This is a genomic window from Dialister histaminiformans, from assembly GCF_900103425.1.
Taxonomy (GTDB): domain Bacteria; phylum Bacillota; class Negativicutes; order Veillonellales; family Dialisteraceae; genus Allisonella; species Allisonella histaminiformans.
Genome location: NZ_FMXA01000003.1, coordinates 142,165 through 163,957, shown reverse-complemented (window position 1 = coordinate 163,957; position 21,793 = coordinate 142,165). Strand labels below are relative to the sequence as shown.

Below are 21,793 nucleotides of genomic sequence, written 5' to 3'. Positions count from 1 at the left end.
GAATTTCCTTATTAAAGGCAACCAGGTCTGCTTTAAAGATTGATATGATTTTTGGGGAAGGATGACGAGAAGGGATTCTCGTCATTCTATGTGCAACATCTATCACACAACAACACCCATTAGAAGTTTTTGCTGGCCCGCCTTTTGATGCTGAGGTGCCCGCTCGAATCCCGTAGGGATTTGCTGCCTCGAGTCGATGGTTTGGGAACTTTGATTGAATATTGGTATAGAATTATGGAATAACACTTTTGGGCCTGTATCCCTGCAATTCTCTTCTTACTGGAAGGGAACATAAAAACACAGCAGGTTGAACATTCACCCTGCTGTGTTTTGTAATTTCATATTCCATCATTCTTCAGACTTCATCGGATTCATCATCGAGGAAGTGCGGATTTTCATTTAGTTTTTTGCATGCTTCACTTAAGCACATAAGCCCTGCTACCAGCTGGCGGTGGTCACAGGCATAACTGATACGGAAACTGTTTGGGACACTGAAAACATCGCCTGGAGTAATCAATGTACCGGTGGTATCAAACAGATAGTTGCAGAATTTAATAGAAGATACATTCTTCTGATGATAAAATACCAGGACCGTGGAACCAGCTTTAGGATATACATAGGACAGATGCTTTTTGTTCTGGCGAAGCCACCCATCCAGCGTAATCAGGTTTACACGGAGCAGACTCATGTTTCTGTCGATGAGAGCCTTCTGATGTTTAAGGGCAGATATGGCAATATATTCCTTCAGGCCGCCAATGCTGCTCATATTATATGCTGAGTGCTGCTTCAGGATATGAAGTGCTTCCTTATCCCGGGTGGCAATCCAGCCAAGGCGGAGCCCGGCCATGGAACAGGTTTTTGAAAGGGAACCAACAGAGATGCCTTTTTCATAGAGATCCGCTATAGATGGGCAGACCTGATCATCCTGCAGAATATGGCTGTATACTTCATCACAGATAATATAAGCATTATATTTCCTGGCAATGGAAATGAGTTCATTTAATTCATCCATAGACAGGAGTGCACCGGTTGGATTATTGGGGTTGGAAAGGGTGATAAGTTTGGTGTTTTCATCACAGATTCTGTCAAGTTCGTCCTTATGGATAGCATATCCATCTTCAGGGGAGCGATGAAGCATGCGTACTTCGGCTCCAAAAGATTTAGGAATAGAAATAAACTGCTGGTAGTCCGGATAAATCGCGATAATGTTATCCTGTGGTTTTACCAGCGACCATACCAGATGGGTATTGGCAAAGGTTGCTCCGTGAACGGCCAGAATGTCTTCAGGTTTTACATTCTTATACTGTTCGGCTATAGCACTTTTCAGCTCCGGTGTGCCTCCGTCTATATTGCCATAATCCATCTTGATACTGCAGAAATCGTTAAGGAATGATTTTTTATCAATGCGGGCAATATGGAAAAAATCATCCAGTGTTACCGCATATACGCAATTTTCTGCAAGATTGAAACGGGTTTTAGATTCTCTCTTTTTCAGCCATTCTTCCAGCTTAAATGTTTCGATATCCATACCTATGTACCTCATACTGCTTGTCAGGTGTATATCCTGGTGCATATAAAGATGGCTATGTTGACAAACGACAGATAGAAAAGAAGCCATCTGATTTTCAAAAATAAAAAGTATATAAAGAGTATATATAATATATTATATAGCACTGCGATAAAAAACGAAATGAAAATATTAAAAAATATATCTTTATACGGCTGGAAAGACAGGTAAACAATCAGGAAAACATATACGGGTAAAGGCTGCCATTATAGATAAATAAATATACCAGGAGAAAAGCAGGTGGCCTGACTGTAGTAAAAGTTGTTTCTTTGAATGGCTTTCCAGTGAAAAGGCATACCCAAAGGGAAAAATACTGGATTATTAGAATAACTAATAATTATAATAAAAGTGTAATATTCTTTCAAAAGACTATTGATAATACAAAAGCTATATAAAAATCAAAGAAAACAAAAACTATAATCATTTTAGTTATGTTAATCAATAGATAATTATTTTATGATGATTTATTATATAAATTGTTTACAAAAATTTATTTTTACGTTATGAAGTATTGGTACACGATAGAACTTCATGCTAAACTGTTTATAGTGAAGCCTGAGATGAAGGTTTCCAAAGTGCGCACGTGATATATACTATTCATTTACTATTTGTTTTAAGGGGGTTATTCTTTTGAAACATCTTAAGTATGCATATTCTCCAAAAGCAATGGAATTATTCGGCGTAGTAGCTGACCGTGACCAGGTTTGCATTTGCGACACCGATTTCACCGATGTATCTGCTGTAATCATTACTGATCTGGACGAAGACATTCAGGCTCTGGCAAAAGCTGAAGCTGTTGAAGCATTCGGCATTCCGGTATTTGCAGTCCTCACCAAGGGCGCTATGATTCCGGATGCTCTGGAAGGCAAAGTAAGAGGCGCTCTGAGCCTTGATAAGGTAAAGCATGACGCTTATGTTTTCCAGATTAAGAAAGCTGCTAATGAATATGAAGACAAGCTGCTCCCGCCATTCTTCAAGGCTCTGGAAGGATACGCAGACAGCTGCCGTAACTCCTGGACAACACCAGGTCACCACATTGGTGAATCCTATCAGCAGCATCCGGCTGGACGTATATTCTATGATTTCTTCGGACCGAACGTATTCCGTGCAGACTGCTCCTGCTCTGATGCAGCTATGGGCGACCTCCTGCTCCATGATGGCGCTCCGGGCGAAGCAGAAGCTCATGCAGCAAGAGTATTCAATTGCGATAGAGCATACTTCGTACTGAATGGTACCTCCACATCCAACAAGATTGTTCTGAACGCAGTACTCGCACCAGGCGATATCGTTCTTTATGACCGCAACAACCACAAGTCCATTTCTCAGGGCGCTCTGGTTCAGGCTGGCGCTGTTCCGGTATATCTGGAAGATGCTCGTAACGCATTCGGCTCCATCGGCGGCATTAAGGATCACTGCTTCAATGAAGAATATATCCGTAAGCTGATTGCTGAACGTGACCCGGTTAAGGCTAAGGCTAAGAGACCAGTTCGTCTGGCAGTTATTCAGCTCGGCACCTATGATGGCTGCATTTACAATGCACGTGAAGTAATCAGAAAGATTGGCCATCTGTGCGACTACATCCTGTTCGACTCTGCATGGGTTGGTTATGAACAGTTCATTCCGATGATGAGAGACTGCAGCCCGCTGCTTATCGATAACCTCGGACCGGAAGACCCGGGCATTTTCGTAACTCACTCTGTACATAAGCTCCAGTCTGGTTTCTCTCAGGCATCCCAGATCCTCAAGAAGGATAGCCACATTGCTGGCCAGGAACGCTATGTAAACCATGAAAGACTGAACAACGCATTCATGCTCCATGAATCTACTTCCCCACTGTATCAGATTTTCGCATCCCTCGACGTTAACGCTCGTATGCTGGAAGGCAAAGCTGGTAAGTACATGTGGAGAAAAGTAATGCGTACAGGCATTGAACTGCGTAAGGCAATTCTCCGTAACTGCCACTACTTCCATCCAATGGTTCCGGAAACCGTTCATGGCAAACCGTGGATTGAAGGGGACACTGAAAAGATGATTGACGATACCGCTTACTGGACAATGACTCCAGGTGCTAAGTGGCACGGATTCGAAGGCTATGGCGAAAACCAGTTCCTGATGGACCCGGTTCACCTCCAGCTGATGACCCCAGGTATCGATATGAAGACCGGTGAATACACCAAGTTCGGTATCCATGGCTCCATCATTTCCAAGTTCCTCCAGAGAAACAATCTGGTTCCGGAAAAGAACGACCTGAACGCTATTCTGTTCCTGCTCACCCCAGGTACCGATATGGCTAAGGCATCTGACCTGGTAGCTAAACTCGTTGAATTCGAAAGACTCGTTGACGAAGATGCTCTCATGGCTGATGTTCTGCCGGAAATTTACCAGGCAAATGAAGATACCTACAAGGGCATGACTCTGAAACAGCTGTGCCAGAAGATGCAGGACTTCTATTCTTCCCGCAAGGTTAATGTATATCAGCAGCGTCTGTTCCTCCGTGAATACCTGCCAGAATATTTCATGACTCCACAGGAAGCTAACTTCGAACTCGTTCGTGGTCACTGCGAACTGGTAAGACTGTCCGAAGCTGAAGGCCGTGTAGCACTGGAAGGCGCTCTTCCATACCCGCCAGGAATTCTGACCATGCAGCCAGGTGAACGTTGGAGCGAAAGCAACATTAAGTACTTCAGCGCACTGGAAGAAGGCATCAACGTACTGCCAGGATTTGCACCGGAAATTCAGGGTGTATACTTCAACAAGGTTGAAGATGGCTCCGTTCGTGCATTCGCATACTGCCTGACCAAGGAAGCTGAAGAAAACTACAAGAAGACAGCTGCTGAACGTAAGGCACTGCTTGAAAAGGATGCAAGATAATCAGTGAATTCTGATTACCTGTAAATAAAAAGTGTTGTGAGAATTTTCTCACAACACTTTTTTTGTGTGTTAAGCATTGGTTGCGCTGGGGCGTATAGATTATTTGGGGGATAGGACATTTTTTGTGTTTTTTAATGCCAATGGAGCTAGTGTTTATCGAGCTTCATTGGCGCGACAACAAGGGATTGTTGTTGCGGGTTGCAAATCTTTTATTTCAGAAATTTGAAGAATTTCCTTATTAAAGGCAACCAGGTCTGCTTTAAAGATTGAGATAATTTTTGAGAGTGGAATGATGAAAAGACATTCTCATCATTGCCCACAATTCCGAAAATTCGTAAATTCATCAGAATTTTCTATAAGTGGTGGGTCGGTTTGCTCTAAAGCTGGAAATCGCGTTTTGTATGAATAACGCTTATGAGCAGGCTTTCCTCCCCTGATTTTACAACCAGGAATCAACTATCCACCGACGTACAATGTAGACCGGGCTGACAATTTTATGGAAATCAATAATTTCATAATGCTATAGATTTACAGCCAATTACAATAAGCTATTGTTCTCATTCCCTTTTTCTATCCCGAAAGGCGCAGTTTGATGAGCTTACCTGAATCTGCTTATAAGTTTGCTAATGCACTGCAGGGGGGATTACAAGACGATGTTCCTGCTTCCACATCGTACAGTAAGCGGGGGAATTTTATATAGGAAAGAATACTATATGAAATTCCTTTCTGGAGAGAAAGGGTGGCCCATCCGCTGAACGGATGGGAGATAGTTGATTGCTATATATTAGAGCATAGGAAAACATGCTGTTGTACGTTTGATTTTTATACAGTTTTATCGAAGATGCTTTCAGGTTCGCTAAGATTAGTATCAAACGGTTATTACTTTGTCTGGCTTTAAAGCAGACCAGGCTGTCTCTTTTATAGAAATCAAAGATTTCTGGCCCTATGGAGCTACAGCAAATGACGACAAGCTGCTGTTGTGGCGCCGTTCTGCTTTTTATAGAAAATTCTTACGAATTCCCAGTATAAAGGAAAAGTGGAATGACGATAATTCCTTGTCGTTATTCCACTTTTTCCACGCATCCCCTGTAGGACTTGGGCTTTCCCTTTTTCCCTGGACGCTTGCCCATAAGGTTTGCCATACGCATCAGATGATATACCTGTTCATGATTCCCCCTTATATCCCAGATGAATGAGTTCATTATACACTCTCCGTACCCCATATTGTCCCTTACTCTGATTAAAGATAGATACGATCGCCTTTAACAGGCCTTCATTTCGGAGTGCAACAAGATTTTATCCTGTTTCAAAATAATACGTGGAACGGGACAGTTCTGTGGCTTTGAGGAGATATGTCAGTCGATATCCTCCGGATCTGAGTTCCTGGACGATGGATGCTTTTTCGCGTTGAGACGCACAGTTTCTTTTTCTTCTCTCAGGCTATTTCTTTTTTGCCGCATTCTCTGCTTTGAATAATTTATTCTCCGTTCTCAGACGGATAAGTTCCTCATGCTCTGATTCCTTGTGCTTTCCTGGCTGATTATGCTTGTGTTTATTCATATGGGACTCCTTTGGCTTTCACTTTTTCCTGCAATCTATAAGGCCAATATATCCCGTTTCTTTGTATTTGTGAACCCAGGTACATAATCTTCCAGGGGATATTCCTGCGGAAGTGGCGATAGAGGTAAAGGGGTCCTCGGATCAAATGTGGTTAATTAATTCGAACCGTTCTTCCGTAGTACAGACTCTGTTTCCTTTTTGGGCAGCAGTACCTGTAAACCTCGGACCTACGCTCTTCTGCACCGTCGACAGACCATCGTGCAGAATTCTCTTTGGCCAGTCGACCGGTAAGGGGCATATCAAAGGGCGGTAAGAAGATAGTATGGGTATAGCGCTGGTATCTGTGATATAGCATGAACAGGTAGTCTGGTGGGGAGGAAAAGAAATCGGCTGCCTGTTAAAAAAGAGGATTACTTTGTCTGGGGCAGAAGGCAGGATATTATCCATGAAAGGATTAACAACAGAGCATCGTAAAGGAAAGGAGAGGAAACTGAATGAAAACAGAGAAAGTAGATAATTGGCTATAACAATTACTGTATTATGATAAATAATGGGTTTACAATCTTATAAAATAAGAAAAAATATGGATTCAATTATGCATAAAATATGCATAATTGAATCGAAGGAGTGGATAAAAGGAGATAGGAAATTAAGGACAAACGCAGCGAAATTTACTTACATGGAAATAAATTGATGGTAAAAAAAATAAAGCTGTTTGTTATAAAAAAGTATTAAACCAGGAGATGATGAGAAGAAAAAGTCACATTAAAAATCTAAAAAATGAGTATTTGTAGGCTTTAATGTGATAAATAACTAGTTATATTGCATGTTGACTGTAGTTTATAAAAATGTTATACTATGTTCGTAACTTGAAGAGTTACTTACTTTGACAGCATGCTCGTAATTATTTTTCGAGCCATGTGACTCAAGTACTCTGGTGTTTCCCCGTGAAATAGTGGAATAATATGCAGAAGTTGATTACATAGTTATTCACTGTTGGATAGCTTGTAGTAAATTTCTCTTATCCGCAGAATCAGGGGTAAACATTTATATACAGAGTAAATCTGATGGGTTAACAAACGGAATGCTCTTTTGAGCGAAAGTTAAAGATTTTTACTAAATCAGATCTATTTATGTGTATATTTGATCACAACTGGAAACAGGTGTGGTTAAAGGAGTGTTAACATGAGTGAAAGTAAAAAGATGAGTGTTACACAGCTGATTATTATTACAGCTGTTAACATGATGGGTTCCGGCATTATTATGCTCCCTGCTAAACTCGCTCAGGTAGGTGGTCTTTCCATCGTTTCCTGGCTGGTAACAGCAGTAGGTTCCATGCTCCTGGCTTATGCATTCGCTAAGTGCGGTATGTACAGCAAGAACCCGGGTGGCATGAGTGGTTATGCAGAATATCCTTTCGGCAAGGGCGGTAACTTCCTTTGCGGCTATACTTACGGCGTATCTCTTGTTATTGCGAATGTTGCTATTGCTACATCTGCTGTAGGTTATGGTTCCGTATTCTTTGATGCTCAGCTTAGCCCGATTATGTCCTGCGCAGCTACCATCGCTGTTCTCTGGCTCACAACCCTTCCAAACTTTGGTGGTCCAAGCATCACCGGTAAGATTGGTTCTGTAACCGTTTGGGGCGTAATTGTTCCGATTCTCGTAATTTCCACAGTAGGCTGGTTCTTCTTCTCCGGCGATATGTACGCTGCTAACTGGAACGTACACAACATGCCATTCGGCGAAGCTGCAACCAATGCAATTACCATGACCCTGTGGTCCTTCCTCGGTTTGGAATCTGCCTGCGCTAACGCAGATGCAGTAGAAAACCCGGAACAGGCTGTTCCGAAGGCTGTTATGTTCGCTACCGCTCTTTGCGCAGTAGTATACATTGCATCCACCAACGTAATGTTTGGTATGCTCCCAGCTCAGGAAATCGTTGAAAGCTCCGCTCCGTTCGGACTGGCTTATGCTCACATGTTCGGACCGGCAGTAGGCAAACTGGTTATGGGTCTCATGACTCTGGCTTGCCTGGGCTCCCTGCTCGGCTGGCAGTTTACTGTTCCGAACATCTTCAAGGCAATGGCTGATGAAGGCTTCATTCCGAAGGTATTCTCTGATACCAACTCCATGGGCGCACCTGTTAAAGGTATGCTGATCCTGGGCGTTGTTCAGACTCTGCTCGGACTTTCCGCAATCAGCCCATCCCTGAACGAACAGTTCGAAGTACTGGTAAACCTTGCAACCATTACCAACCTGGTTCCATACATCCTCTGCATGTCTGCAGTTAAGATCATTATGGTCTGCGCAGGCAAGGGTGATGAACTGGGAATGCCAATGATCGCAGCAACCCTTGGCACAATTTACAGCTTGTACGCTTGCTATGCATGCGGATTTGATGCCTGCACCTATGGTGCACTCGTTACCTTCGCTGGCTGGCAGCTGTATGGCTACATTTCCCCACGTTACGATTATGATCGCAACATGGAAGCACACAAAGCTGCATAACAGAGAGTTAACTTCTCTTTGTTAAAATTCCGTTTACAATCTATCAGATTGCTTAAGGACACATCCGTTTGGATGTGTCCTTTTCATGCGCTTTTTTTATATAATATGACAAATAAGGATATTTTATTCTTTTAAAAAATGAATAAACCAAAACTGACTGGTGGGAGCAAATTTGGTATAGATAGCGCTATGGTATATAAGAGGATAGTAGTGTATAATCTAGTCGTACGTAGAAACGTGCTCATCTGAATAGGGTCTCTAGCGGAGCATTCAGAAGGAATTTTGTGATTTGTCACGGAAATGTACTCCTGAATGTTTACAAACAATCCTAATCCTGATATTTCAGGATTTTTTATGAAAGACAGATATTCTTACAAAAGAATATCTTGAGGAGTGTAAAATGGAAAACTCTAAGAAGATGAGTGTTACACAGCTGATTATTATCACAGCTGTTAACATGATGGGTTCTGGTATCATTATGCTCCCGTCCAAGCTTGCTCAGGTAGGCGGCCTCTCCATTGTATCCTGGCTGGTTACTGCAGTAGGTTCTATGCTTCTGGCTTATGCATTCGCTAAGTGCGGTATGTACAGCAAGAATCCGGGCGGTATGAGCGGCTATGCTGAATATCCATTTGGCAAGGGCGGTAACTTCCTTTGCGGCTATACTTACGGCGTATCTCTTGTTATTGCGAATGTTGCTATTGCTATTTCTGCTGTAGGTTATGGTTCTCAGTTCTTTGGAATGGAACTGTCCCCGGTTATGACTGCTGTGGCTACCATTGCTGTCATCTGGGTTACAACCCTTCCGAACTTCGGTGGTCCAAGCATCACCGGTAAGATCGGTTCTATTACCGTTTGGGGCGTAATTATTCCAGTACTCGTAATTTCTACTGTAGGCTGGTTCTTCTTCTCCGGCGATATGTACGCTGCTAACTGGAACGTACACAACATGCCATTCGGCGAAGCTGCAACCAACTCTATTACCATGACCCTGTGGTCCTTCCTCGGTTTGGAATCTGCCTGCGCTAACGCAGATGCAGTAGAAAACCCGGAACAGGCTGTTCCGAAGGCTGTTATGTTCGCTACCGCTCTTTGCGCAGTAGTTTACATTGCATCCACCAACGTAATGTTTGGTATGCTCCCAGCTCAGGAAATCGTTGAAAGCTCCGCTCCATTCGGACTGGCTTATGCTCATATGTTCGGACCGGCAGTTGGTAAGCTCATCATGGGTCTCATGACTCTGGCTTGCCTCGGCTCTCTGCTCGGCTGGCAGTTCACTGTTCCAAACATTTTCAAGGCAATGGCTGATGAAGACTTTATTCCGAAGGTTTTTGCAGCTACCAATGGCGCTGGTGCTCCATACAAGGGAATGTTCATTCTCGGTGTTATTCAGACACTGCTGGCATTCTCCACCATCAGCCCATCCCTGAATGAACAGTTCGAAGTACTGGTAAACCTTGCAACTATTACTAACCTGGTTCCATACATCCTCTGCATGTCTGCAGTTAAGATCATTATGGTCTGTGCAGGCAAGGGGGATGAACTGGGAATGCCAATGATCGCAGCAACCCTTGGCACAATTTACAGCTTGTACGCTTGCTATGCATGCGGATTTGATGCCTGCACCTACGGTGCACTCGTTACCTTCGCTGGCTGGCAGTTCTACGGCTACATCTCTCCACGTTACGACTATGAACGTAACATGGAAGCACACAAAGCTGCTTAAGTGTAAAAACTTAATTTATCCGCTAAAGACCTGATGATGAAAAAGGGCGGTGGGAGTTTATTCCCACCGCCCTTTTACGTGCAGCAGTCTGCAGGTAAAATTTTTGGGGGGGGTATAGGACATTTTGTGTGTTTTTTATGCCAATGAAGACTTCATTGGCGCAATAATAAAGGATCGTTGTTGCGGGATGAAGATCTTCCATTTGATAAATTTGGAGAATTTTCTTAAAAGACAACCAGGTCAGCTTTTAAGGGTTAATAAGAGTCAGAATTCAGCAGAATTTTATGGAAATCAATGATTTCATAATGCTATGGATTTACAGCCAATGCCAACAAGCCATTGCCGTTATTTTCCCGTTCTCTCCAGAAAGAAGCAGTTTGATGTGCTTGCCTGTACTTTTTCATAAGCTTGCTGATAAACAGGAATATAAATTACAAGGCAGTATTACCTTTTCCAAATCGTACATTAAAAATGCGAAAGCTTATTAACGGGAAGAATGCAGCACGTTTCCCTCTCTGAAGAGAGAAGGGAATCATCCGCTCTGGCGGATGATGGAAAGTAGATTTCTCTATGGTTGAGCGAAGGAAATATGCTAAAGAGCTGCGGCTCATCTATTGTCTGATTATCTGAACCTTCTGATGGTCTGCAGCTATATGACTAAACTGAATCATCAGCATGTTTAGGGCAACAATTATTGAATATTATGTAAGCAAAATAAAAAACAGAGGAGATACTTATAGAGTATTTCCTCTGTTTTATTTATGAAATGCTGCTAAGGAACTTCATGACACTCTGGTGGTTTATTGGTTCCGTGCCGAGAGATTTTATGAAGTGGAGCATTCTTATGTGATGCTAAAACATCCTGAACCGGTGCAGCCTGGAGATTATTCCGTGGCCATGTCGATTCATTATCCGGATCGTTCAGTGTTTCCTGTTCGATACGTCTGAATTTCTTTTCAATATAAATCAGTCGAAGAGTAACCAGTACAGCTGAACAGAATACGCCGAAATCCATCCCCTGCCAGTAGGAGAAAGCACCATTTCCGAATACTTTATCCAGGAATAAGCTGGAAGGGAAGCAAATGCCCCAGTATGCAATCAGCATGAGCAGGAATGGGACCTGTGCGTCCTTATATCCACGGAGAATTCCCTGGATTGGAGCAGCCACTGCATCAAAAATCTGCCATATAGCGGCATAAATCAGGAAATGTCCTGCCGTGGTGATAACGTCAATGTCTCCGGAATAAATGGAGGCAATCTGTTTGCGCAGGAAAATAGTAATAAGGAATGTAAGTGTGGAACCCGTAAGAGAGAGCAGTAATCCGGCAAAACGGAATTTGCGGGCTCTTGCATATTCTTCCGCACCGACTGAAGTCCCGACCAAAATCGTTAAAGCCATGGAGCAGGACAGTGGGAACATATAGGCCAGGGAAGAAAAATTATTGGCTACCTGGTAAGCAGCCAGTACCGTGGTCCCGAATTTAGCTATGAAAATAATAATTAAGCCGAAGAGGGATGTTTCCATGAAAATTCCCAGTCCATTGGGGAGGCCCAGGGAAAGATATTCTTTCCAGATTTTCTTTTTAGTATGAAATCCGGAGAAAATCTTTCTGCCCTGAAAACGGGAATCGGTCCACACAATGCGGAAGAACAGCAGAAACAGTACCAGGTAGGTAAGCATGCTGGCAATACCTGAGCCGATACCGCCTAATCTTGGAAGTCCAAAATGTCCATAAATAAGGAGGTAATTGAAGCAGGCATTGATAGGTGGTGCCAGCAGAAACAGTTTCATGGAAATTGCTGTATTGCCGATAGTATCCGTAAGGGCGCGAAGTGGAATGACCAGTGCTTCAAAAAAGACTGCGCCCATCATGAACAGGAGATACCCCCTGGCAACATGCTCAACCGATGGCGTCAGGTTCAATGAGGCCATAAGAGAATTGATAAACAGAAAATAGCTGCAGATGAAGGTAAGGCCGACGATAAGACCAAGCTGCAGTCCCGTGCGGACAACCATAGGGATATTTCCGCCTCTGTCTTTGCGGCCTTTCAGCTGGGCAAGCATCGGTGTTCCTGCCATGAGGAGACCTACGCTGGCAGCTAATGGCGGGTAGCAGAGACCGGCTCCTACGGATACACCGGCAAGATCGTCAGCACCGGCGTGACCACTCATGGCTGTGTTGATAAAATTCATTCCCACAACGGAAGTCTGAGCGATCAGAATCGGAATCATCACCTTCATAAGCTGAGTCATATGGCGATGGATGGAGTTAAACATGATTAAATTCACCTGTATATGGAATATATAATTAAAGCAAAAAAATAATAAATGCGAAGTTACCGCATTTATTCGTAGAAGAGGTTCCGTACATCAGGTGGCTGGATGGTTCTCCTGTGAAGAGCAGGAACTTTGGACGAAATGCTGGCAACCAGAGAAATAAACGTACTCTTTGCATTCCACATAGTTCTCGCTCCTTTCTGCCAAGAATTAATTTATTTTTCTGTCATTTTGTAATAGATATATACAATAAAAGTATATTGAAATTATCTATATATATAATATCATATTTTTCTATAGTTTGCAAAATGTAGCGGTGCCTTTTGCAGAAGACGTGGGATCTTTGAGAATTATCCAATAAATTAATGTTTTTCTATAAGAATATATGGTCGACTGACTTTTTAAAAATGAGGGTTCATGATATAATTGTTATACAATGTATTAATGCAAGAATATAATTTAAGATTAGAATGACAATTCAGAAAAATGGAAAATCATGACTGTACTTTCAGCTTGTCAGCGAGAAGTGCTTGATTTTATTCATTTTTCTTATTATATGGAGGGTTGTTTTTAGTGGAGGTATTATGAAGATTACATTCACCTCATTATCGTATTTTCAGAAAATTGCAGAATTGCAGCATATGACAAAGGCAGCAGCAGCTCTCCACGTGGCACAGCCATCCTTAAGCCGTACTATAAAGTCACTGGAAGAAGAACTGGATGTTCCTTTGTTCGATCATCGGGGACGCAATATAGTACTGACTAAGTACGGAGAGATTCTTCTTGCCCATGTCAACCTTATAATGAAGGAGATGGAACTGGCTAAGAAGGAATTGCGGGAAGCAGAAGAGGCAGAACATAAGACGGTTAAGCTGTCTCTTTATGCAGCATCTAAAATGGTACCGTCTTTCCTTATGGAGTTCCGTCAGAAGCATCCGGATATACGCCTTGAAATTCTTCTTCAGTCGTTGCAGCAGGATGCGGAGGTTATGCAGAAGGGAATTGATCTGGCCCTGCGGTCCAATATCAAGCCGCTTGATGATGGCCATTCAGTTACACTCTTTAAAGAGGAAATTATGCTGGCTGTACCGGATACGGATCCGCATGCCAATATGCCGTCTGTTAATCTGAGTGATTTTTCAGAGGCCAGCTTTATCTGCCTTCACACAGGACAGAGTCTGCGCACGGTAACTGATTTTTACTGCCGTAAGGCTGGTTTTATGCCTAAGGTGGCCCTGGAAAGCGACAGCCCGGAAACAGTACAGGAATTTATCAGAACCGGACTGGGAATATCCTTTGTTCCGCAGATAACCTGGGGCGGAGTGGGAGGAGAGCATGTGGTACTGGTACCTATTGCTTCACCTCGATGCTATCGATATATAAGCCTTACCTGGGACAAGGATAAGGAGCTCTCTGCTCCAGCCATGGAGCTCAAAAAATATATTATTGATCATTTTGCTGATTTTGCTAAAAGCTATGCAGCAAAGCAATTCAGTACCATTGGAAGAATCTGATTCAGGCAGGGGATTGCCAGAATGGATATTATGGTTCCTGACCGATCATTACATAAAAGGGGTTGTGCAAAAACAAGAAGTTATTTTTCACAACCTCTTTTTCCGTATTTTTATCAGACAGGGTATCAGGGAACGGATTGGATAGCAGGCAATCCCTGGTTTGTGCAAAGGAGGAGCGATTATGAAACTCACAATAGATGTACTGCAGTGTTTTCAGAAAGTCGCCGAACTTGAGCACGTAACCAGGGCTGCAGAAGCGTTGCAGCTGGCACAGCCGGCCGTGAGCCGGACAATTTCCGCAATGGAAAAAGATTTCAATATAGCACTATTTCGGCGTCGTGGTCGAAATATAACACTGACGAGATCCGGAGAGGATTTATTGCGTCATGTGAACAGGGTTCTGGATGAGTTTAATAAGGCACTTGAGGAGATAGCCGAAGCGAAGGCGAAGGAAAATCTAACCGTGCGACTGATTGTTGATGCGGCATCTCAGATATTGCCGGGGTTTCTGGCAGAGTTCAGGAAGTCGTATCCGGACATTAATTTTGAATTACTTCTGCGTGGAACAGAACAGCGAACAAGTGCCATTTCCGGAGCGAACAGCAATCTGAGACTAACCAGTGGAATTAAACCGGTGACAAATGAACATTCAGTGACACTTTTTCGGGAAGAACTGCTTATGGCACTTCCGGAACATGATCCCCGGGCGCAACATCCGTCTGTGCGGCTCAGTGATTTTATAGATGATGGGTTCATATGTCTTCATAAAGGACAGAATATGCGGAAAATTACTGATTATTACTGCGAGATGGCTGGTTTTACCCCTCGCGTGGATCTGGAAAGTGACAGTTTAATGACAGTGAGAGAGTTCATATGTGCCGGTTTGGGGATAGCCATGGTTCCTCAGATTACATGGAGCAATATAAACAGTGAACATATAGTTCTGGTACCGGTATCCTATCCACGCTGTTATCAATATATAACGCTTACCTGGGATGGCAGTGTACCTCTGTCCAAGCCGGCGATACTACTGAAAGATTATATAATCAATTATTTCGTAGGATATGCAAGGGCAAAAGCTGCCGAAGCAATGAGAAATTAAATCAGGAAAAATACAGAAATAAAGGTACTATAATATAGTATAAATAAATAGAGTATGATGACATGTGCATCGGGCAGGATGCATTGGGTCAGAATGAGGAAATCCGGTAAGAGTGAAGAACTCCCCGGATTTTTCGATGGAGGAAAAGAGTGGCCAATTAATAAATAGAATATAAACTAATAAATAAAATAAAAACAACAAAAGAAGTATCAATAAAACACATATAACATAAATGCGATAAAAAACCAGGATAACAGGGGAGAAAAAAGGAAAAATTTACACAAAAACAAAAAGTTGAATGAAGTTGATGAGAAGAAAAAATGTACAATAAAGTAAGATAACATCGAATATCTTTAGCAAGATAAAGTAATAAATAAATTAAACATTAACAAAAAAATCTTATGGAATAACAAAATCAACATTTCGAATTGGTGAAATAACAATTAAGATATCTAATTAGGAATAATAAGTCAATATAATCTCTAATATAGTATTAAAGAATACCAAAAATATGATTAAGTCGTAAATGATATTGGTTTAATGTCTTGGATTATATTAAAATGGTCTTGTAAACGTGAGGTTCCCTTCAGGGATACCTCATGAAATAAAATATTTTACGTTTGGGTGCACACAAACGTGAGATATGTCCACTATTTTAGTAGGAGGTCTTTATTGATGAAGCATTTTAAACTTGCTTATTCAGACAAAGCTTATTCCGTTCTTAACCCGGTAACTGAACGTGAAATCGTTGGTATTAACGATACTGATTTCACCGACGTTGCAGCCATCGTAATTACTGATGCTGATACCGCTATTCTTGATGAAGAACCAAAGATTGCAGCATTTGGTATTCCAGTATTCCTGGTACTGGTAGAAAATACCGTTGCTAGCGATGACGTTCTCAAGAAGGTATTCCGTGTAATGGATCTTAGAGAAGTTAACCGCGGACTCTATGAACGCCAGATTGAATCTGCAGCAGCTAAGTACGAAGACAACATGCTCCCGCCATTCTTCAAGGGACTCGTTAAGTACGTAGAACAGGGCTATGCTCAGTTTGACTGCCCAGGTCATCATGGTGGTGCATACTTCACCAAGCATCCAGCTGGTCATGCATTCTATGATTTCTTCGGCGAAAACATGTTCAGAGCCGACCTCTGCAACGCCGACGTTGCAATGGGCGACCTTCTGATTCATCAGGGCCCGGCACTGGCTGCTCAGCAGCATGCTGCTAAGGTTTACAACGCTGATAAGACATACTTTGTACTGAATGGTACTTCTACTTCTAACAAGGTAGTTCTGAACGCAGTAGTTGCACCAGGCGACATCGTTCTTTACGACCGTAACAATCATAAGTCCATTTCCCATGGCGCTCTCGTAGAACAGGGTGGTATCCCGGTATACCTCGAAACTTCCCGTAACTCCTACGGCTCCATCGGTGGTATTCTGGCTCACTGCTTCGATGAAGACTACATTCGTGGCCTCGTAGCTGAACGTGATCCGGAAAGAGCTAAGGCTGAAAGACCAATTCGTCTGGCAGTTATTCAGCTCGGCACCTATGATGGCTGCATTTACAATGCACGTCAGGTAGTTGATAAGATTGGTCACCTCTGCGACTACATTTTCTTCGACTCCGCATGGGTTGGTTACGAGCAGTTCATTCCGATGATGAAGGACTGCAGCCCGCTGCTCCTCGATCTCGGACCGGAAGACCCGGGTATCTTTGTTACCCAGTCTGTTCATAAGCAGCAGGCAGGTTTCTCCATGGTATCCCAGGTTCATAAGAAGGATAGCCACATCAAGGGCCAGGATCGTTATGTACACCACAAGGTAGTTAACAACTCCTTCATGATGCATGCATCCACTTCCCCATACTATCCACTGTTTGCCTGCCTCGACGTAAACGCTAAGATGCAGGAAGGTGAAGCTGGCCGTTACCTCTGGAAGCAGTGCCTCCACGACGTAATCGAAGTACGTAAGACTGTAATGCGTACCTGCCATTACCTCCGTCCACTCGTTCCGCCGGTAGTTCATGGCAAGAAGTGGGAAGAAGGGGACACCGAAAAGATGGGCAACGATATGGCTTACTGGGCATTCGAACCAGGTGCTAAGTGGCACGGATTCGATGGCTATGCAGAAGGCCAGTACTTCATCGATCCGATGAAGCTTCAGTTCGTAACCTGCGGCATCAAGGAAGATGGTTCCTATGATGATTTCGGTATTCCAGGCAACATTCTCGCTAACTTCCTCCGCGATAACGGAATTATTCCGGAAAAGTGCGACCTGAATGATATTCTGTTCCTCCCGACCCCGGGCTGCGACATGACCATGTATGATGACCTTGTTGCTAAGTTCATCAAGTTCGAAAAACTGGTTGATGAAGATGCTCCGCTGGAACAGGTACTGCCGAACATTTACTACGCTCATGAAGACGTATATGCAGGCTGGACAATTCGTCAGCTGTGCCAGTACATGCACGACTTCTACAAGGGACATGCAACTTCTACCATTATGAAGAAGCTGTTCCTGAAGAAGTACATGCCAGAATTCGTAATGAATCCACATGACGCTAACATGGAACTCATTGGCCGTCACGGTGAACTCGTTGACCTCGAAGAAATCGAAGGCCGCGTAGCTCTCGAAGGTGCTCTTCCATACCCGCCAGGACTGCTCTGCATCCAGCCAGGTGAACGTTGGGCTCCAACCGTAACCAAGTACTTCCAGATTCTGCTCGATGGTATCAACAAGATGCCAGGATTCGAACCAGAAATTCAGGGCGTATACATTGAAGAAGGCGAAGATGGCAAGAAGCATGCATTCGGCTATGTTCTGAAGAAGGAATATGACCCGGCATTCAAGAAATAATTAACTTTTGTTAATTAGAACTTGACGTCTGATTAAAAAGAGATGGTGATTTTCACCATCTCTTTTTTGTGCAATAAAATATCAAATTTAGCGGAGCGGTTCTTGTTTGATCAGGTATGTTGTCATGATGCGTTATGGTAACCCGTTCTATTGTTGATGCTGTGCTGTTTGTGGCAATGAAAAACCTTATTATTCTGATAGTCGCAGAAAAATTGAAAAATATTAATCTATTACTTGACATTGCGATTGAGAACGATTATGATTACATCAACAAATAAAAGCAACGACCAGAACAAGTACACCGGCAATGTGGTTCAGAGAGTGCTGATCATCGGCTGAAAGTCGGCACCGAAACAGACCTGGATGGAATGCATCTGGATAGCTGAGGCATTGAAAATAAGTAAATGCTTCCGGGAACCGCCGTTACCGGATTGAGTGGCAGTTATTTAATAATGACTGCAATCAGAGTGGAACCGCGTCAGATCGTCTCTGTAGAGACGGTCTTTTTTTATTGCAGGAAAGGAAGAATGACCATGTTTGATACGTTGCGTAATGACATGCGGGTTGTCAGGGAAAGAGATCCAGCTGCTAAATCCTGGATGGAAATCTTTCTTTGTTATCCCGGGCTTCATGCCATATGGGCTTATCGCATCGGGCATTTTTTTTACAGGCACGAATGGTTTGTATTGGCCAGACTTATTTCTCATATTGCCCGAATGCTTACCGGAATTGAAATTCATCCGGGGGCAAGAATAGGGAAAGGATTGTTTATTGACCATGGAATGGGGATTGTCATTGGTGAAACTACAGTCATAGGAGATAATGTAACACTGTATCAGGGGGTTACTCTTGGGGGGACAGGAAAAGAGAAGGGAAAAAGACACCCGACTTTGAAAGACTATGTTGTGGTGGCTTGCGGAGCTAAGGTTCTGGGATCCTTTACTGTTGGGGAAGGAGCAAAAATCGGGGCAGGTTCCGTAGTACTTAAAGAAGTTCCTCCATATGCGACAGTGGTTGGTATTCCCGGGCATGTGGTGGCCGAACGTGGAAAACGGGTTCATCATCATGATGAATCGGATGTGGATCTTAACCACAATAAACTACCGGATCCTATTGAAGAACAGATTGGAAAGCTTCAGCATGAGGTAGATACTCTCCGCAAGGAAATTCTTTTGTTGAAGACGGAATCGAAAGGAAATTTGGGGCCTGTTTGATATCATGTCAGGCCGGAATCCTGTGGGGAACCGGCCAGCTATAAAAAAGGAGGATTGATATAATGAAAATTAAAAATATTATGGTTTTTAAGGATACACGATGTCGATCCTGCAGATTGAACGGATAACAGTGGTAAGGCATGTAATAAATATATAACACAGAAAAATGTAAAGAAGTAAAAGGAGAAACTATTATGTCTAAGATTTACAGAAGCATACTCGAACTCATTGGGAATACACCGATTATGGAACCAGTACATTTTACAGCAGATAAAAATCTGCCAGCCCGCCTTCTGGTTAAGCTGGAAAGTTTTAATCCGGCGGGATCCATAAAGGATCGAATTGCCCTTTCTATGATTGAAGATGCTGAAGCGAGAGGTGTTCTGAAAAAAGGTGGCGTTATTATTGAACCGACCAGCGGTAACACAGGCATTGGCCTGGCAGCTGTAGCGGCTGTTAAGGGCTATCGTGCGATTATGGTTATGCCGGAATCTATGTCAGTAGAACGCCGTACGCTGATTGCTGCCTATGGTGCAGAAGTAGTATTAACACCGGCTAAACTGGGAATTGCAGGATCAGTAGAAAAGGCTAAAGAACTGGCAGCATCCATTCCAGGAAGCTTCATTCCTGAACAGTTTGACAATCCGGCTAACCCCGCTATCCATGAAAAGACAACTGGACCAGAAATTTATCGGGATACAGATGGAGAAGTAGATTTCCTGGTTGCCGGTGTAGGTACCGGTGGGACACTTTCCGGAACCGGTCGTTATCTTAAGAGTCAGAAGCCGGAAATTAAGGTGATTGCAGTAGAACCGGCAGACTCTCCACTTCTTGCAGAAGGTAAGCCTGGTCCACATAAGATTCAGGGGATTGGGACCAATTTTATGCCTAATACTTTGGACAGAAATATTTATGATGAAATTCTCAATGCTACCACAGAGGAAGCTTATTCCACTGCCAGAGAATTTATAAGAAAAGAAGGATTCCTTGTTGGAATTTCCGGAGGTGCAGCACTGCACGCAGCGCTTCAGGTGGCAGCAAGGCCGGAAAACAAAGGGAAGACCGTGGTAGCCATCCTTCCGGATAATGGCGATAGATATCTTTCTACACCTGGTTTTATTAAGGCAGAATAACAGATAGTGATAATTAAAAAGGCCCTGCAGGTTGAAAATCAAGCTGCAGGGCCTTTTTATCCAGCTGAACATATGAGGGGCGTATAGAGAAAGAGAGTTTTTCAGTTTTTTTACTGAATGGATATGCCCGATAACTGCATGATGAGGAGTATGCTGTACTCTACATCAAGAAGACAGATTTCCTTTGGTGGAAATCTGTCTTCTATTTGTTTTATGATTATTTCTTCCATACATCTTCAGCAATCTGCCGGATAAGTCTTATTTTTCTCCACTGATCATCTTCAGTCAGAATATTGCCTTCCTCGGTGGAAGCAAATCCACACTGAGGGGACAGACGGAGCTGTTCCAGAGGAACATAATGGGAAGCTTCTCTGATTCTTTCCTTAATTGCGTCTTCATCTTCCAGCTCTGGGGTCTTAGAAGTTACCAGGCCGAGGACAACTATCTGGTTGTCAATATAGCGGAGCGGTTCAAATCCGCCGGCTCGGTCTGAATCATATTCCAGGAAAAATCCATCAACATGGCAGTTGGCAAATAAGGTGGGAGCTACCGGTTCATAGCCGCCAGAGGAGAACCAGGTGGATCTGAAATTGCCACGGCAGATATGCATGGTTACTGTAAGGTCTTCTGGCTTATCCTTCAGAATTTCATTGATTACATGAACATATTTTTTCTGAATGGATGGAATATCATATCCGCGTTTGCGATAGGCTTCTGTCTTTTCGCTGGAACAGAATTCACCCCAGGAGGTATCATCCAGCTGAAGGTAGTGGCATCCGGCATCATAGAAGGCACGGAGTGCTTTGCGGTATGTGCTGATAAGGTCTTCAAAAAAGAGATCTTCGTTATTCTGATAGACTTCCGGTAAATCGGGGTTGACACGGACACAGGTCATAAGGTGAACCATGGATGGGGAAGGGATGGTTTGTTTTGCAATATGAGATGTATCTTCAAACTGATGAATAAAACGGAAATGGTTGAGGAATGGATGGTCTTCAGGAAAATCAAGGCGTCCAATGATTTTCAGGTTGGTAGCCTTAGGCTGGCGGCCTTTAAAAGCTACGGACCAGTGTTCTGCTGCTGCAGTAGTGCATCCGGTAAGGGCGGCCATGAAATCCAGATGCCAGAAGGCACGACGGAATTCTCCATCAGTAAATGCGTACAATCCATTTTCCTTTTCCTTATGAATCAGTTCAGTAATGCATTCATTTTCAATGCGGGTAAGTTCATCCCTGGTAATGGTGCCGGATTCTGCATTGGCACGAGCCTGTTTTAAACGGGCAGGGCGAAGGAAGGAGCCTACTATATCATGAGTAAACGGTGGTTCTTTTAATCTGGTCATATCAACATCTCCATACTAATTAAAACAAGAATCAAAAATTTATGGATTCAGTATAACAAGTTTATTGAATATATAAAAATACGAATACTCAATGAATATATATAGTTTTAACG

The 21,793-nt window shown here is 43.1% G+C and carries 14 protein-coding genes and 1 other annotated feature; of the genes, 9 read left to right on the top strand and 5 right to left on the bottom strand.

The window, feature by feature from the left end:
* Window positions 1–355 precede the first annotated feature (355 nt).
* Window positions 356–1,528: an aminotransferase class I/II-fold pyridoxal phosphate-dependent enzyme gene (locus tag BLQ79_RS00775; RefSeq protein ID WP_159427808.1), complete on the bottom strand. Its 1,173-nt coding sequence runs from the start codon at window positions 1,526–1,528 to the stop codon at window positions 356–358.
* A gap of 669 nt (window positions 1,529–2,197) precedes the next feature.
* Between BLQ79_RS00775 and speC (BLQ79_RS00770) the strand changes: the two genes are divergently transcribed.
* Window positions 2,198–4,438 carry an ornithine decarboxylase gene (gene speC, locus BLQ79_RS00770; protein ID WP_091362802.1) on the top strand — a complete coding sequence of 747 codons (2,241 nt, stop codon included), beginning with the start codon at window positions 2,198–2,200 and terminating at the stop codon, window positions 4,436–4,438.
* 1,061 nt (window positions 4,439–5,499) lie between these two features.
* Here the strand turns inward: speC (BLQ79_RS00770) and BLQ79_RS08220 are convergent.
* Both BLQ79_RS08220 and BLQ79_RS08470 read right to left on the bottom strand, forming a co-directional pair.
* Complete coding sequence (locus tag BLQ79_RS08220; protein WP_159427807.1) at window positions 5,500–5,640, bottom strand: hypothetical protein; 141 nt, start codon at window positions 5,638–5,640, stop codon at window positions 5,500–5,502.
* Window positions 5,603–5,686, bottom strand: a complete 84-nt coding sequence (locus BLQ79_RS08470) for a hypothetical protein (RefSeq protein ID WP_407639613.1) — start codon at window positions 5,684–5,686, stop codon at window positions 5,603–5,605. Before BLQ79_RS08470 ends, BLQ79_RS08220 begins: the two co-directional genes overlap by 38 nt.
* 1,497 nt (window positions 5,687–7,183) lie before the next feature.
* On the opposite strand from BLQ79_RS08470, the gene potE (BLQ79_RS00765) reads away from it, so the two are divergent.
* The 3 genes from potE (BLQ79_RS00765) to BLQ79_RS00755 all read left to right on the top strand — a co-directional run bounded on the left by potE (BLQ79_RS00765) (window position 7,184) and on the right by BLQ79_RS00755 (window position 10,723).
* Window positions 7,184–8,509, top strand: a complete 1,326-nt coding sequence (gene potE / locus BLQ79_RS00765) for a putrescine-ornithine antiporter (RefSeq protein ID WP_091362800.1) — start codon at window positions 7,184–7,186, stop codon at window positions 8,507–8,509.
* 400 nt (window positions 8,510–8,909) lie between these two features.
* Window positions 8,910–10,235 (top strand): putrescine-ornithine antiporter, encoded by a 1,326-nt coding sequence (potE, locus tag BLQ79_RS00760; protein ID WP_091362797.1) that lies wholly within the window; start codon window positions 8,910–8,912, stop codon window positions 10,233–10,235.
* 284 nt (window positions 10,236–10,519) lie between these two features.
* Window positions 10,520–10,723: a hypothetical protein gene (locus BLQ79_RS00755; protein WP_091362795.1), complete on the top strand. Its 204-nt coding sequence runs from the start codon at window positions 10,520–10,522 to the stop codon at window positions 10,721–10,723.
* Window positions 10,724–11,007: 284 nt separating this feature from the next.
* On the opposite strand, the gene BLQ79_RS00750 is transcribed toward BLQ79_RS00755, so the two are convergent.
* The gene (locus BLQ79_RS00750) at window positions 11,008–12,513 is read right to left on the bottom strand and encodes an MATE family efflux transporter (protein ID WP_234944879.1); all 1,506 of its coding nucleotides are present in this window, start codon (window positions 12,511–12,513) and stop codon (window positions 11,008–11,010) included.
* A gap of 584 nt (window positions 12,514–13,097) precedes the next feature.
* On the opposite strand from BLQ79_RS00750, the gene BLQ79_RS00745 reads away from it, so the two are divergent.
* From BLQ79_RS00745 to cysK, 5 genes are all read left to right on the top strand, one after another.
* Window positions 13,098–14,027 carry a LysR family transcriptional regulator gene (locus BLQ79_RS00745; protein WP_091362793.1) on the top strand — a complete coding sequence of 310 codons (930 nt, stop codon included), beginning with the start codon at window positions 13,098–13,100 and terminating at the stop codon, window positions 14,025–14,027.
* Between the two features lie 181 nt (window positions 14,028–14,208).
* On the top strand, window positions 14,209–15,129 hold the full coding sequence (locus BLQ79_RS00740) for a LysR family transcriptional regulator (protein ID WP_091362791.1): 921 nt from the start codon (window positions 14,209–14,211) through the stop codon (window positions 15,127–15,129).
* Window positions 15,130–15,804: 675 nt separating this feature from the next.
* The gene (gene speC, locus BLQ79_RS00735; RefSeq protein WP_091362789.1) at window positions 15,805–17,991 is read left to right on the top strand and encodes an ornithine decarboxylase; all 2,187 of its coding nucleotides are present in this window, start codon (window positions 15,805–15,807) and stop codon (window positions 17,989–17,991) included.
* A gap of 274 nt (window positions 17,992–18,265) precedes the next feature.
* Window positions 18,266–18,485, top strand: a binding site (T-box leader).
* 39 nt (window positions 18,486–18,524) lie between these two features.
* Window positions 18,525–19,205: a serine O-acetyltransferase gene (gene cysE, locus BLQ79_RS00730; protein ID WP_091362787.1), complete on the top strand. Its 681-nt coding sequence runs from the start codon at window positions 18,525–18,527 to the stop codon at window positions 19,203–19,205.
* A 194-nt stretch (window positions 19,206–19,399) separates the two neighbouring features.
* Window positions 19,400–20,338 (top strand): cysteine synthase A, encoded by a 939-nt coding sequence (gene cysK, locus BLQ79_RS00725; RefSeq protein ID WP_091362785.1) that lies wholly within the window; start codon window positions 19,400–19,402, stop codon window positions 20,336–20,338.
* Between the two features lie 217 nt (window positions 20,339–20,555).
* On the opposite strand, the gene BLQ79_RS00720 is transcribed toward cysK, so the two are convergent.
* Window positions 20,556–21,680: a 5-methyltetrahydropteroyltriglutamate--homocysteine S-methyltransferase gene (locus BLQ79_RS00720; RefSeq protein ID WP_091362783.1), complete on the bottom strand. Its 1,125-nt coding sequence runs from the start codon at window positions 21,678–21,680 to the stop codon at window positions 20,556–20,558.
* Between the last annotated feature and the right edge of the window lie 113 nt (window positions 21,681–21,793).

What these genes read in the sequence shown, in the direction of transcription:
- cysK (WP_091362785.1), top strand. Translation starts at nt 19,400, where the DNA reads ATGTCTAAGATTTACAGAAGCATACTCGAACTCATTGGGAATACACCG.
- BLQ79_RS00740 (WP_091362791.1), top strand. Translation starts at nt 14,209, where the DNA reads ATGAAACTCACAATAGATGTACTGCAGTGTTTTCAGAAAGTCGCCGAA.
- BLQ79_RS00720 (WP_091362783.1), bottom strand. Translation starts at nt 21,680, where the DNA reads ATGACCAGATTAAAAGAACCACCGTTTACTCATGATATAGTAGGCTCC.
- cysE (WP_091362787.1), top strand. Translation starts at nt 18,525, where the DNA reads ATGTTTGATACGTTGCGTAATGACATGCGGGTTGTCAGGGAAAGAGAT.
- BLQ79_RS00745 (WP_091362793.1), top strand. Translation starts at nt 13,098, where the DNA reads ATGAAGATTACATTCACCTCATTATCGTATTTTCAGAAAATTGCAGAA.
- potE (WP_091362800.1), top strand. Translation starts at nt 7,184, where the DNA reads ATGAGTGAAAGTAAAAAGATGAGTGTTACACAGCTGATTATTATTACA.
- BLQ79_RS00775 (WP_159427808.1), bottom strand. Translation starts at nt 1,528, where the DNA reads ATGGATATCGAAACATTTAAGCTGGAAGAATGGCTGAAAAAGAGAGAA.
- speC (WP_091362789.1), top strand. Translation starts at nt 15,805, where the DNA reads ATGAAGCATTTTAAACTTGCTTATTCAGACAAAGCTTATTCCGTTCTT.
- BLQ79_RS00755 (WP_091362795.1), top strand. Translation starts at nt 10,520, where the DNA reads ATGGAAATCAATGATTTCATAATGCTATGGATTTACAGCCAATGCCAA.
- BLQ79_RS08220 (WP_159427807.1), bottom strand. Translation starts at nt 5,640, where the DNA reads ATGAACTCATTCATCTGGGATATAAGGGGGAATCATGAACAGGTATAT.
- potE (WP_091362797.1), top strand. Translation starts at nt 8,910, where the DNA reads ATGGAAAACTCTAAGAAGATGAGTGTTACACAGCTGATTATTATCACA.
- BLQ79_RS00750 (WP_234944879.1), bottom strand. Translation starts at nt 12,513, where the DNA reads ATGTTTAACTCCATCCATCGCCATATGACTCAGCTTATGAAGGTGATG.